Origin of the sequence: Nostoc sp. CHAB 5715 (assembly GCF_020829685.1) — a bacterium.
Taxonomy (GTDB): Bacteria; Cyanobacteriota; Cyanobacteriia; order Cyanobacteriales; family Nostocaceae; genus Nostoc.
The window spans coordinates 1-13441 of sequence record NZ_JAIVFR010000065.1; the positions used below are offsets into that span (position 1 = coordinate 1).

Consider the following 13441-nt stretch of genomic DNA (forward strand, 5'->3'; position numbering starts at 1 on the left):
ACCGAAGGTATTCGTGAAGCTTTGCGGGATGATGGAGTTTTTGTAGTTCAGTTTCTCTACATGAAACGCATTGTAGAGAATTTAGCGTTTGACCAAATTTACCACGAGCATTTACTCTACTACAATCTCAACACTATTGAGGTACTCTTAAACAGACATGGTTTATCCATGTTTGATGCCTACCTCTCACCGATTCACGGCGGTTCTATTATTGGTTATGTTACACACAAAGGGAAGAAAGAACCAAGCGATCGCCTGCAAGCTATGCGTCAAGCAGAAGTAGACCACAAAAGTAACGAATTATCAACATACCTAGAATTTGCCCAACGAATTCAACAGATGAAGAGTGAAAACCTTGCCTACTTGCAAGAAGCGAAACAACAGGGTAAGCAAGTTTTTGGTTTTGGTGCGCCCGTCAAAGGCAATACAATGTTGAACTATTTTGGTGTGGGAACGGAGTATATTAATTGCCTTGTGGAAAAGAACGAACTGCGACGTGGACTTTACTCACCAGGAATGCATATTCCTATAGTTATTGAAGGTGAGCTACAGGAATTGCCAGATATTTACTACGTGCTAGCCTGGAACTTTAAAAAAGAAATTTTGTCTAATAACCAACACTTAATTAAAAAAGGAGTAGAATTTTACTTTCCTGTCAATCCCAAGGACACTTAACGATGAAAATTCTTGTCACTGGTGCTACAGGCTTTCTTGGGACAATACTTTGTTCGCAGCTGGAAGCTCAAGGGCATGAACTAGTCCGCTTGAACTCCAAAAACTGCGATCTCACTCAGCAAGATTCTCTATTGAAATTTAAGCAGGAAGCCTACGATCATATATATCATTTAGCTGCTTGGACTCAGGCTGGTGACTTCTGCCTGTATCATCCTGGTGAGCAGTGGATTATCAACCAGCAAATTAATACAAACGTACTCACTTGGTGGCAAAAGTATCAACCTCAAGCAAAGTTGATTAGTATGGGTACTAGTTGCGCTTACGCCCCCCACTTAGAACTAGTAGAAGAAAACTATCTGACGGGAATACCTATAGATAGCCTGTTTACTTACGCGATGACTAAGCGGATGTTGTATGCAGGACATCTGGCATTAAATAAACAATTTGGCTTGAAATACCTTTGCTTGGTTCCCTCAACACTATATGGTCCAGGCTATCACACAGATGGCCGACAGATGCATTTTATCTTTGACCTGATCCGCAAGATTATTCGCGCTAAACTTTATGGTGAACCCGTAATCCTTTGGGGAGATGGGTATCAATCTAGAGAACTCGTTTTTGTTGATGATTTCGTCAACATCATGATTCAACTAGCAGCCAGCGTGGATAACCAATTAATAAACATTGGTGCGGGTGAAGAGTTTACTATTAGACACTTTGCCAAGCTGATTTGTGAGAAAGTAGACTATGACTTTAACGGAATTAAATTTGACACTGGGCGCTATGTTGGTGCTAAATCTAAGTGTTTAGCTGTTGGGAAACTTCAACAATATATTCCTGATTTAACTTTGACGTCTCTAGAAGTTGGACTGACAAAAACAATTGAGTGGTTTGGGACGCAAAAAGAAAAACTGTTACCAGACAACAAGTGAGGAAAAACTTTGGATTATTGGGTTCAAGATAAACTTAAAGGTTTAAAAACCGCTTTTACACCAGAGTATTGCAAAGCTATAGATATAGTAGTTAGTTTGATTGTAGAACGGTTTGAACAAGGGCGAACCTTGTTAATCTGTGGGAATGGAGGTTCGGCATCTGACGCACAACATATAGCTGCTGAGTTTATAGGACGCTTCCTGATCAATCGTAAAGGTTTACCAGCGATCGCTCTTGGGAGCAACCCGGCTATAATTACAGCTTGGACAAACGATCATGAGTTTGAAACTGTTTTCTCCCGACAAGTGGAATCTTTAGGTAAACCGGGAGATATCCTCTGGGGAATTTCCACCTCTGGCAAATCCAAAAATGTCATTCGCGCTTTAGAGACAGCTAAAAAGCTAGGAATTAGCACTATAGGAATGATAGGTAATAGTGGAGGAATAACAAAACCTATTGTGGACTATCCTTTGTTTGTTGAGGAACAAAATACACCACTAATACAAGAAATCCATGTAATTACATACCATCGCATTTGCGAACAAGTGGAATTACAGTTATTTGCAAAAACAGGTTACTAAAATTTATTTTATTTGACCAAACAGACTTTAAAATAATTCTTTGTCTAAGTGGTAATTTACAGTTTATGACAAGCAATAATTATTATTTTACTCATAAACCAAATAAAGCTCTATTTCTAGACAGAGATGGTGTTTTAATAGAATATGTTCCATATTTAAGCCATCCTAATCAGGTAAAAATTCCTGTGGGTGCTGGTGAGACTTTAAAAAAGTGGCAGGATGCAGGATATTTACTAATTGTAATCACAAATCAGTCTGGTGTTGGCAGAGGTTACTTTACCATGAGCGATGTTGAAGCAGTCCATACTCAGATACGTCAAGAATATGAACGCTTCAGTGTGAAGTTTCAAGACATTTTTATGTGTCCTCACCAACCATCTGACAACTGCAAATGTCGTAAGCCATCACCGCAGATGATATTTGAAGCTTCCGAAAAACATTTAGTAGAAATCTCCAATTCATTTTTTATTGGGGATGCGTTAAGTGATATAGAATGTGCTGTTAATGCTGGTTGTAATCCAATACTTTTACTAACAAGCAGAACAGAGGCTAAAACTGAAACTCTATCTCATAACCAAGCTGCAATTAATATGGTTAATGAAGTAAAGGAAACAGTCCGACTAATTCCAGTTTAATGGATTTTTGAGCAAGCATGAATCAAAATGACGCCAGTCACTCAATACCAATTTTGATTTCCATTATTCCCAATTTGATGGGAGGAGAAGGTCATATAATTCCATATCATATTTCTGTGAGCAAAGCTGCCAACCTCCTTGGCTGGAAGCATGTAGCAGCGGTAGCATCAGAACCAAAAATTGTTGATTTACCTGCTAACTGGCAGGCTTGTCTAAGTGGTGAGAATTTAGAATTAAAAATCAACCCGATTATTAGGATATTTAAGTATAACGATATTTATAAGTTAGGATTTAGTATTGCAAAATACTTAGAAAAACAAATATTACCTAATTCAAAATATAACATAATTTTTATAGAAAGATTTATTCATGTGCAACTTCTAGGATTACTAATTGCTTTATGTATAATACCTAAAGAAAATTTATCTGTTTGGCTACTTTACCGTAGAGACACTCACAAAGATAAAACTCGGAGTATTTACAAGGTATTAAACAAATTAATCAAAGGAATTTTAAAATCTGGTAAATTTCATCTACTTACAGACAGTGAAAGTTTAAGCAAGTCACTATCCAATTACTTTAACGAACCAGTGACTGTAATGCCAATACCTCACACAGATTTTATAGATGTTAAAGCTGTTCCTCCTTTAACTAATGAAGTAATCTGTTGGTGGCCGGGAGCGCCACGAGCAGAGAAGGGATGGGATATCATAAAATCTTTGATCACTTCTGTGTCTGAAGAAGCAAAACAAATATGTGTGGTAGCTGCTAACACTTCTGAACTTTCACCCCTTTTTAGTGGTGTTAGAGTTGAACTAATCCCCCATAATTTATCAAAATCAGATTATTTAAAATGGTTAAAAACTAGCAATATTATATTATTACCATACGATGCTGATGCATATAGTGAACGCACATCAGGTATCTTTACTGAATGCATTATGGCAGGTAAGATTCCTGTTGTCACAAAAGGTACTTGGATGGCTACAGAGCTTTCTAAGTATGGTATGGAAGAATTAATTATAGAATGGAGCCAGCCTGACATAATTGTAAGTAAAATTATCAATTTATCAAAATCTTTAACGGTAAAAAAGAAAATAAAAGAAATCCAGAAAGCTTATCAAAATTTCCATAGTGTAGAAAGTTATGCCCAACAAATGCAAATATTATTTGATACTTCATATAATTTATAAATAAAAAATGTTAACTATAGCAATTGATGCTACATCTTTAACCATCCAGCCTAGTGGGATTGGATTATACGTTTATAATTTAATTTATACACTATACGCGCTACAAAATTCAGAAAATTTTCAGATGCGAATTGTATATCAACCTAGACTAAAAAATTGGTTAATGGGTAGATTAATCGCAACTAATCTTATCAATTTAGATACTCAAGTTTATACATTACCTGTTCCAGTTAGTGTTTCTCATATTTTATCTAAGTTTCCTAATCCAATTATTTCTTATTACGAAAATTATTTAGGCTTTCCAGATATCATTCATGGCACGGATCATGTAGTATATCCCTGTGCTAAAAGCTTAAAAATAATGACAATTCATGATCTGACTTATATAAAATATCCTAATTTTGTTAACTGGATAGTTAGAAGCTATACAGATCGGATTAGGCAATGCTTAAAATGGACAGATTTAATTATAACTGTTTCCGAAAGTTCTAAGAAAGACATTATTGAATATTTCCAAGTTGAGCCAGAAAAAATATACGTTACTCCTCTAGCTAGTCGTTACAATCCTGATTACTTATCTGCTGAAAATATTCTGAATATAGAAAAGCAAGTTGAGCATGATTTTTCTCAACCATATCTACTTTTTGTTAGCACTATAGAACCGAGAAAAAATATCAATGCTGTGATTTTAGCTTTTAACTTTCTAAAGACAAAATATAAAATTGAGCATCAATTGGTATTGATTGGTAAGAAGGGATGGAAGTACGAACCAATATTCATGGCTATTGAGAATTCCCATTGGAAAAACCAAATTCATCATTTTGACTACTTATCTGATGAATTAGTAGCATTATTTTACTCAAGAGCTGATGTTTTCGTCTATCCTTCTCATTATGAAGGGTTTGGTTTGCCTATATTGGAGGCAATGATGCTGGGTACACCTGTAGTCACATCTAATACTTCATCCATACCAGAGGTTACAGGAGATGCAGCTATACTAATTGATCCTAACGACCCTATACAACTAGCTGAAGCTATCTTGAAAGTAATTAGTGATTCTCAGTTACGGCAAGATTTAATTGAGAAAGGTAAAGCAAGAGCAAAATTATTTTCCTGGGAAAGAACAGCAAAGGAAACTTTAAAGGCTTATAGAAGTATTCTTTAATGAAGATGGTAAATCATAAGTACTCTAATAGATTAATTATAAATTTATCCATTCTTTTCTCTCGTCCAACAGGCATAAGTAACTATGCCAAAAATATTTTTCCTCATTTAAAAACTCTTAACCCTACTTTATTAACTGCCGAAAGCTACTCCAAATTTAACTGTTACCTAGTTCCAGATAATTTGACTCCTGCTCAAGGTACAAAAGGTCATATTCGCCGCCTGTTTTGGACGCAATTTCAATTACCGCAAATCTATAAAAATCTTAAATCTAACCTCTTATTTTCCCCACTTCCAGAAGCACCTCTGTATAGCAACTCTCGTTTTGTGGTAATGGTTCACGATTTTATCCCATTACGCTTTCCCAAACGCTTCTCTCCTTTGACACCATATCATCGCTACTACATTCCCCAAGTCATCACCCAAGCTGAACACGTTATCTGCAACTCCCAGTCCACTGCTAAGGACATCACTGATTTTTTCCAAATTCCCGCTAGCAAAATTACTCCGATTCCTTTAGCTCACGATCGCACTCACTTCTTCCCTCTAAATCTACCCACCCGCAACTACTTTCTCTACATTGGTCGCCAAGATCCATACAAAAATATACAGCGACTCATCAGTGCTTTTGCTGCGTTACCTAACTGCAAAGACTACGAACTATGGTTAGCAGGGCCAAGCGATCGCCGTTATACCCCAACTTTAAAAGCACAAGTTGCAGAACTAGGTATAACTAATCAAGTAAAGTTCCTAGACTATATTCCTTACAGCGAATTGCCAAAAATCATCAATCAAGCGATCGCTCTGGTTTTCCCAAGTCTCTGGGAAGGTTTTGGTTTACCTGTCCTGGAAGCAATGGCTTGTGGTACTCCCGTCATTACCTCCAATCTCTCCTCCTTACCACAAGTGGCTGGCGATGCGGCGATTCTGATCAATCCCTACAACACCGGAGAAATTACAGAAGCAATGCAGACTATTGCAACTGATTTAGGGTTGCGATCGCGCCTTTCTAGCCAAGGTATCGCTCACTCTCAACAATTCAGTTGGGAAAAAACCGGAAAAGCAACCGGCGAAGTTTTATCCCGTTATTTATAAAAAATAAACTAACACCAGAATTTAGATGCAAGGATTTTGGATTTTGTCAAAATTTAAGATTATCTTGACTAATAACTAATCCAAAATCCTTATGAAAGCACTAATTCTCTCAGGCGGGAAAGGTACACGTCTACGTCCCCTCACTTATAGCGGAGCTAAACAACTCGTACCAGTTGCTAATAAACCTGTTTTATGGTATGGCATTGAAGAAATGGTCGCTGCTGGTATTACTGATATTGGCATTATCATCAGCCCGGAAACTGGGGCAGAAGTGCAAGCAAAAACCGGAAATGGAGAATACTTTGGAGCGAACATCACCTACATTATACAAGACCAGCCAGCTGGACTTGCTCACGCCGTCCAAGTCGCCCGTCCGTTTTTAGCAGATTCTCCCTTTGTCATGTACTTGGGCGATAATCTAATTCAATTAGGTGAGTTACGTTATTTTCTACAACAATTTAGCCAACAACAGCCAGATGCTTTGATTCTCTTACATTCAGTTGACAACCCTAGCGCCTTTGGTGTGGCTGAGGTTGATGAAACAGGAAGAGTATTACAGTTAATTGAAAAACCTAAAGTTCCTCCTTCAAATCTGGCATTGGTAGGAGTTTATTTCTTTTCTCAAGTCATCTTTGATGCGATCGCAAATATTCAACCTTCCACCAGAGGCGAACTAGAAATTACTGATGCTATTCAATACCTAATTAATCAGGAAAAGCAAGTTTTAGCCTACAATCTCCAAGGTTGGTGGCTTGATACGGGTAAAAAAGATGACTTATTAGAAGCTAACCGATTGATTCTCGACACCTATCTGACAGCATTAGTTGTTGGGGAAATTGATAGCCAAAGTCAGATTATTGGACGAGTCCAAATTGGTGCAGAATCTAAAGTAATTAACTGCACAATTCGGGGGCCAGTAGTGATTGGTAGCAATTGTCATTTAGAAAACTGCTTTATTGGGCCTTATAGTAGCATTGCTAACAATGCCACACTCATTGATACCGATTTAGAACACAGTGTGATTTTAGAAGGTGCTAAAATTGACGGAATTCATCAACGCATTATTGATAGTGTAATTGGACAAAGGGCACAATTGAGTCTTGCACCCCGTCGCCCCAAAGCCTTGCGATTTCTGATTGGCGATGACTGTCAAATTGAACTAACGTGATTTACTTATTAAAAACAAGAAAAGCCCCAGTGAAAATCTTATTCTAATACCTGTAAAATACAACAAGTATTAAATTACTTTCACAATTAACACTGTGGCAAATTACTTATAATATTAATGAGTATTGTACATACTAAAATTCCCGAAGTTATACAACTTGAACCCCAAGTATTTGCAGACGATCGCGGTTACTTTTTTGAAGCCTACAACCATCAAAAATTTGCTCAAGATACAGGTATTGTTGCCAACTTCGTCCAAGATAACCACTCTTACTCCAAACAAAACGTCCTGCGTGGATTGCACTATCAAATCCAACAACCCCAAGGTAAACTTATTCGTTCTGTTGTCGGTACTATCTTTGACGTAGCCGTAGACATTAGAAAAAGTTCGGCTACCTTTGGGAAGTGGGTGGGTTCTGAACTCAGTGCCGAAAACAAACGCCTGATGTGGATACCACCAGGCTTTGCTCACGGCTTTCTCGTGCTTTCAGAAATAGCTGAAGTTCTCTACAAAACTACAGATTACTACGCACCCCAAGGCGATCGCACAATTCTATGGAACGATCCAGATTTAGCTATAGATTGGCCTTTGAGTGCGCCACCGATTTTATCAGCTAAAGACCAAGCCGGGAAACCTTTGAGAACTGCTGAAGTATTTGATTAAGTAGTCATTGGTCATTGGTCATTGGTCATTGGTCATTGGTCATTGGTTAATAGTTACAAGGACAAAGGACAAAGGACAAAGGACTAATGACTAAACTAATTTTGCTGATTGGTAGCAACGGCCAAGTGGGTAAGGAACTGCAACAAATACTCCCATCCTACGGCAATCTTATCTCAGTAGAACGCCCAACAGTAGACCTTGCCCAACCCGATACCCTCCGCAACATTCTCAGATTAAAACAGCCGCAAATCATCATTAACGCTGCTGCTTATACTGCTGTAGACAAAGCAGAAAGCGAACCCGAACTAGCTAGCGCTATTAATGCGATCGCACCCCTAATTATTGCCCAAGAAAGCCAAAAATTAGGAGCTTTTCTAATTCATATTTCGACCGATTATGTTTTTGATGGTAATCGGTATCGCCCTTACCAGGAAACCGATGCGACTAATCCCTTGAGTATTTATGGTAAAACCAAACTTGCTGGAGAAGAAGCAATTCGGGAAACTTGCGCCCATCACCTCATCCTCCGTACTGCTTGGGTTTATGGAACCTTTGGCAAAAGTAATTTTGTCAAAACCATGCTGCGACTAGGTGCAGAACGCCAAGAAATCCGTGTCGTCGCGGATCAAATAGGTAGCCCGACTTGGGCGCAAGATATAGCTACAGTCATAGCCCAAATAATTCCCCAGTTAACCCCAGAAATTAGGGGTAGTTATCACTACACTAATAGCGGCATTGCTAGCTGGTATGATTTTGCCGTCGCCATTTTTGAAGAAGCACAACAGCTAGGCTTCCCTTTGAAAGTTGAACGTATTGTCCCCATTACAACCGCCGAATATCCCACACCAGCCCGTCGCCCTGCCTATTCCGTCCTTGCTTGTGGAAAAATTTCAGCAATTTCAAAAACACATCCGCCCCATTGGCGACAAAGACTCCGGCAAATGCTTAAGGATTTGAAAATTGGGCATGGGGCATAGGGCATAGGGCATTGTTAATTAAATTTCTTCTCTATTCCCTATTCTCTAGAGACGCGATGAATCGCCTCTGGTACACGCGATGAATCGCCTCTGGGTACACGCGATTCATCGCGTCTCTACGTTTGACTTTTCAAAACTCCTATTTCTCGTTGTATGGGCAAAACATCTAAAATATCAGTTTGGGAACAATATTTTAAATCTTCCTGACAGTCAAGACGCAACAATCGTTGACCGTGACTAGCTTGGTGAAGTAATCCCAATAAGTTATCTTGCCACTGAGAGTAAAGAGCGATCGCACTAATTACTTCATCGTTACCAGCTAATTCTTCTGGTGACAACGTGGTTTGTTGTAAAAGACTATGAGCGATCGCACCTGCACAAACTGTATCCTCTAAGGAAAAACTGCCTTCCCAACCAGAACCGACAATCCACACTGTCTCTGGTTGCAACTTTTGAAGAAATTGCACCACTGCCGCCCGGTTAATCAAGGCTGCTGCTAATAGATTTGGGGAGTCTTGTACCCGTTGTAAGGCACGAGTGCCGTTGGTGGTACTAATAAACAAGCGACGCCCTTGCACTAATTCTGGTGTGCAGTCGAGGGGAGAGTTACCCAACTCAAAGCCAGCTACTTTCGCGCCACCGCGTTCTCCAGCCCGCAGACGTTTTTCAGAAGGCCATTTTTCGCTAACTTCAATTAATTGATCTAAATCGCTGAATACTTGTACAGCTTCGCCTCCGGCTGCCAAAACTGTCGCAATTGTGCTAGTGGCTCGCAAGACATCGACTGCGATCGCACATTCTGGCGCTTTACCCGTTGGAGTCAATTCAGGAGTGTGGTATACGAATAGCTTCACGCGCTGGATACACCTAGTTTAATACTACTGCCGCAAATAACATTCTACCTAGTTGGTGTCACTAACTAAATATCAATTGCTCCCAAAGCATTTTTTACCATCAAAAAGCACAATGTATGTCATTTTGCGTCTTGGTGTGAGAATTTAATTTTCTGGAGAGAGCAAAAAATCTTGAACTGCTTCTAAAACAACTGCTGGGTATTCTTCATGTAGTCCCAAAGAACCAGGAATAACAACGCTTCTCACTCCTGGTAAGGCTACCAAAGCGTTCATTTCTTTTCGTGATTTGGGGGGGCTGGATTCTCCAATTACTACCATGAGCGGTACAGTTAAAGACTGCACAAGTTCCAGAAAATCAGATTGTTCTTGTACAGCATCAAGATTACCAGTCACAAAGGCAGCAGAAGCAAATCGCGCTCCTGGTTGTTGAGTCGTGTGCCACTTCTTCTCAATGAAACTGGGTGTAATTTTAGCCGCATCACTAAAGACATGACGGCGGTACATAAAACTTAAGAAAGATTGGGTAGTGTTGAGTTTGTAGAGAGCTTGACCAAGTATAGGCGATCGCACCAATCCTCTCACAATGCCAGCTATTTGCTGACTTGCCCCCATTGTCGGCAAAGGCCCACGCCAAGTAGGAGCTAACAACAAAATTCTTGAGAAAGTAGCAGGTTGTTTCACAGCTAATTGTAAAACGTAACTAGCAGCATGACCAGCCGCTACCACAGTAATGGGACTATTAAAAACAGCTTTAACAAAATCTTCCAGAAATTGCTGATATATTTCCGGCCTGTAATTCAAGCTAGGGCGAGAAGATTCTCCAAAACCTGGCCAGTCTACGGCTACAATTTGAAAATTTGGAGCTAGTAACTTAGCAAGTTCGCCCATTTCCAAGCGCGTTGAAACAGTGCTGAAAGCTGGTAATAGCAATAGCAGTGAACCTTTACCGAGGGTTTCATAAACAACGCGTAATTGTTGATTTTCCCAATTCCACAGATATTCTTGAACTACTCCCCCAAAGCTAGTAGCAACAGAAGTAGATAATAAATTTGTTGACATTAGACTAAATTTTGGTAGTTGTACCTTATTTGTCATTTGTCAGTTGTCCTTTGTCATTTGTCATTTGTCCTTTGCTAATGACCAATGACCAATGACCAATGACTAATGACCAATTTTAGATTCCAATGCTTTTTTCTGCATGGTTTTAAAAATATTGTAAAATCCATTAGCACGGGAAGGTGTCAGGCTAACATTTAAACCTGTTTCTTGAATAAAATCTGGAGTAAGTTGGACAATCTCACTTGGCGTTAGTCCATGTAATCCTTCAACCAAAAGCCCTACTAATCCTTTGGTTAACTGGGAATCGGAATCGCCTTGAAACACAACTTTACCGTCATCCAAGGCTGCTGTGATATAAACTTGAGACGCGCAACCAGAAACTTTATTTTCGGGTAATTTATCAGCTTCTGGGAACTCATTGAGCTTCTGAGCATACCAGATTAGCTGTTCGTAGCGTCGCTTCGGTTCGGAAGCGCGTTGAAAGCGCTGGACAATTTTAGCGAGCGCAGGTGGCAAAGAATCTAGAGTTGAGGACATAACAGAAGCTGCAAATGATCGGTCTCACTTTGAGTGTAGATTATCTTTAGAGCGATGCCTACGGCGGGATGCGCCTACGCGCCTCCGCTTCACTTTGGCATATCAGCTAGCTATAACCTGTCAAATCTAGATAATTATTGCGATCGCATTCGCATTGACCAGATTTTTTAATCCGTCTAATTACAAAAACTTAATTTTTTATAAGTAAAAAATATTAATAATTGGTAGCAAATTCTCTACGTAAATTGACGCCCTTGGAGCGTTTAAATTTTAACCCTCAATTCTCCACGATTTGGCAATGCGATGCCTACGGCGGGCTGCGTCTACGCACTTACAAAATTAAAGCTTTTTGACTTTTGACTTCCCCGTTCGCGCAGCGTCCCGTAAGGAAGGGGCTGACTTCCGCCTTGCGGTGCTAGGGAATAATCAATAATTAAAAATTAAAAATCAAAAAAAAATTCTGATTTTTAATTTTTAATTTCTCTCCATCAGGATTAATTCGTAGTTTGTGCAGCTAACATCTGCTTCAGCTTTTCTAATTCCGAAGCCCAACGAGGATCTGGACGAATAGCGTCTGAATCAGTGGTTGTGGTGCTGTTTTCACGAGAACCTCCGCCACCGCCGCCGCCACGACGAGGCTTCTTAGAGCTTTTTTCGCGGCGGCTACCTTCTCTATTAGGGCTAGGAGTGGGGGTACTACTAGCAGCAAGAGTAACTGGTTTTGGAGCTTGCTCCTCGCCCTCATCACCTTTTGTCCGAGGTAATGCCTTCTCTAGCTTAATCGGAGTGTCTTTGAACATCTGACCATTATATTTTTCAATAATTTCGTCAGCTTGCTCGTCGTTGTTGACTGTAAGAAAACCGAAACCACGGCATTTGCCAGTTTTACGGTCTTTAATTAATTTAGTAGTTACAGCATCACCTTCTGCTGCAAAAACTGCTTGCAGATCCTGACGATCTATTTCTTCTTTAGGCAAATTACCTATATATAGGCGAATGGACATGAACTATACCTCCAGAGTTGAATGAACATGGCAAGGCAAGAAAACAATCACTTGGCTTTGGCTTTTAATTAAATAGATGCTATTGACCAAGACTGCCATCAACCAATTTTTTTGCTCGAAACTGTCAACCTATACAACAATACAGTTTTTCGTCGGGATCAAGCTTGTTTAATCTAAAAGCCCACACTATGGTGAGCTAATAACACCTTAATTCTAAGAATTGTAAATTTAATAGCCTATTGCCTGCTAAAGTACACGCTTTCTTCCATGCCTTTTTTCGCAGAATCAAATACCATTCCTTACATTACCACGGTATTTTCTACGTAGCTAGTTTAGCGCATACATTTCCGACGTTAGTATTACTACATCGTAACATAAAACACATTTTTTTATTCAAGGAAGCATATTTTGAAACAAAAACCAGCCACTGGCTGGTTAATTTCCTGCTGTGTTGGAAGGATAAAAGATATGGAGCGAGGGAAAAGCATCCGAATTCACAACTAAGCTGTAGTGCTGAGTTATGTCTCCTGCTATTGTTTGTGTAAATAAATGTAACACTTTGAAAGAAAACCTGCAATTTTTGTTTACATTCTGATTTGTCCTTTGTCCTTAGTCCTTTGTCATTAGCAAAGGACAAATGACCAATGACTAATGACCAATGACCAATGACCAATGACTAATGACCAATGACCAATGACCAATGACTAATGACCAATGACCAATGACTAATGACCAATGACCAATGACCAATGACCAATGACTAATGACCAATGACCAATGACAAATGACCATTGTACAGACGCGATTAATCGCGTCTCTACTAATGACTAATGACCAATGACTAAGATTGTTAGCTAGAAGTTTTTGGTAGCGCGGCGGTAATTTGGCGGAGCATCATGACTT

Annotated in this window: 15 protein-coding genes; 10 read left to right on the forward strand and 5 right to left on the reverse strand. The window is 39.4% G+C overall.

Annotation, left to right across the window (positions count from 1 at the left end; translation table 11 throughout):
• The 10 genes from LC574_RS05720 to rfbD all read left to right on the forward strand — a co-directional run.
• Nucleotides 1-675 (forward strand): methyltransferase C-terminal domain-containing protein (locus LC574_RS05720; protein WP_368736671.1); only part of this gene is annotated, 675 nt, incomplete at its 5' end.
• 2 nt (nucleotides 676-677) lie between these two features.
• The gene (locus LC574_RS05725) at nucleotides 678-1607 is read left to right on the forward strand and encodes an NAD-dependent epimerase/dehydratase family protein (RefSeq protein ID WP_229451926.1); all 930 of its coding nucleotides are present in this window, start codon (nucleotides 678-680) and stop codon (nucleotides 1605-1607) included.
• Between the two features lie 9 nt (nucleotides 1608-1616).
• Nucleotides 1617-2189, forward strand: a complete 573-nt coding sequence (gmhA, locus tag LC574_RS05730; protein ID WP_229451928.1) for a D-sedoheptulose 7-phosphate isomerase — start codon at nucleotides 1617-1619, stop codon at nucleotides 2187-2189.
• A 65-nt stretch (nucleotides 2190-2254) separates the two neighbouring features.
• Entirely contained in the window at nucleotides 2255-2824 is a 570-nt protein-coding gene (locus LC574_RS05735; RefSeq protein WP_229451929.1) for an HAD-IIIA family hydrolase, read from the forward strand.
• Nucleotides 2825-2841: 17 nt separating this feature from the next.
• Nucleotides 2842-4017, forward strand: coding sequence for a hypothetical protein (locus LC574_RS05740; protein ID WP_229451930.1), 1176 nt, complete (start codon nucleotides 2842-2844; stop codon nucleotides 4015-4017).
• Between the two features lie 7 nt (nucleotides 4018-4024).
• A complete protein-coding gene (locus LC574_RS05745; protein WP_229451932.1) occupies nucleotides 4025-5182 on the forward strand; it encodes a glycosyltransferase family 1 protein in 1158 nt (385 codons plus the stop codon).
• The gene (locus tag LC574_RS05750) at nucleotides 5182-6276 is read left to right on the forward strand and encodes a glycosyltransferase family 1 protein (protein WP_229451934.1); all 1095 of its coding nucleotides are present in this window, start codon (nucleotides 5182-5184) and stop codon (nucleotides 6274-6276) included. Before LC574_RS05745 ends, LC574_RS05750 begins: the two co-directional genes overlap by 1 nt.
• 91 nt (nucleotides 6277-6367) lie before the next feature.
• Entirely contained in the window at nucleotides 6368-7444 is a 1077-nt protein-coding gene (locus tag LC574_RS05755) for a glucose-1-phosphate thymidylyltransferase (RefSeq protein ID WP_229451935.1), read from the forward strand.
• Between the two features lie 117 nt (nucleotides 7445-7561).
• On the forward strand, nucleotides 7562-8107 hold the full coding sequence (gene rfbC, locus LC574_RS05760; RefSeq protein ID WP_229451937.1) for a dTDP-4-dehydrorhamnose 3,5-epimerase: 546 nt from the start codon (nucleotides 7562-7564) through the stop codon (nucleotides 8105-8107).
• A gap of 86 nt (nucleotides 8108-8193) precedes the next feature.
• Nucleotides 8194-9084, forward strand: coding sequence for a dTDP-4-dehydrorhamnose reductase (gene rfbD, locus LC574_RS05765; protein WP_229451939.1), 891 nt, complete (start codon nucleotides 8194-8196; stop codon nucleotides 9082-9084).
• A gap of 116 nt (nucleotides 9085-9200) precedes the next feature.
• On the opposite strand, the gene LC574_RS05770 is transcribed toward rfbD, so the two are convergent.
• The 5 genes from LC574_RS05770 to LC574_RS05790 form a co-directional block, all read right to left on the reverse strand.
• Nucleotides 9201-9938, reverse strand: a complete 738-nt coding sequence (locus LC574_RS05770) for a 2-phosphosulfolactate phosphatase family protein (RefSeq protein WP_229451941.1) — start codon at nucleotides 9936-9938, stop codon at nucleotides 9201-9203.
• Nucleotides 9939-10082: 144 nt separating this feature from the next.
• The gene (locus LC574_RS05775) at nucleotides 10083-10997 is read right to left on the reverse strand and encodes an alpha/beta fold hydrolase (RefSeq protein ID WP_229451947.1); all 915 of its coding nucleotides are present in this window, start codon (nucleotides 10995-10997) and stop codon (nucleotides 10083-10085) included.
• A 102-nt stretch (nucleotides 10998-11099) separates the two neighbouring features.
• Nucleotides 11100-11534, reverse strand: a complete 435-nt coding sequence (locus LC574_RS05780) for a SufE family protein (RefSeq protein ID WP_229451942.1) — start codon at nucleotides 11532-11534, stop codon at nucleotides 11100-11102.
• A gap of 494 nt (nucleotides 11535-12028) precedes the next feature.
• Entirely contained in the window at nucleotides 12029-12538 is a 510-nt protein-coding gene (locus LC574_RS05785) for an RNA-binding protein (RefSeq protein WP_229451944.1), read from the reverse strand.
• A 648-nt stretch (nucleotides 12539-13186) separates the two neighbouring features.
• Nucleotides 13187-13330, reverse strand: coding sequence for a hypothetical protein (locus tag LC574_RS05790; protein WP_229451946.1), 144 nt, complete (start codon nucleotides 13328-13330; stop codon nucleotides 13187-13189).
• Nucleotides 13331-13441 lie beyond the last annotated feature (111 nt).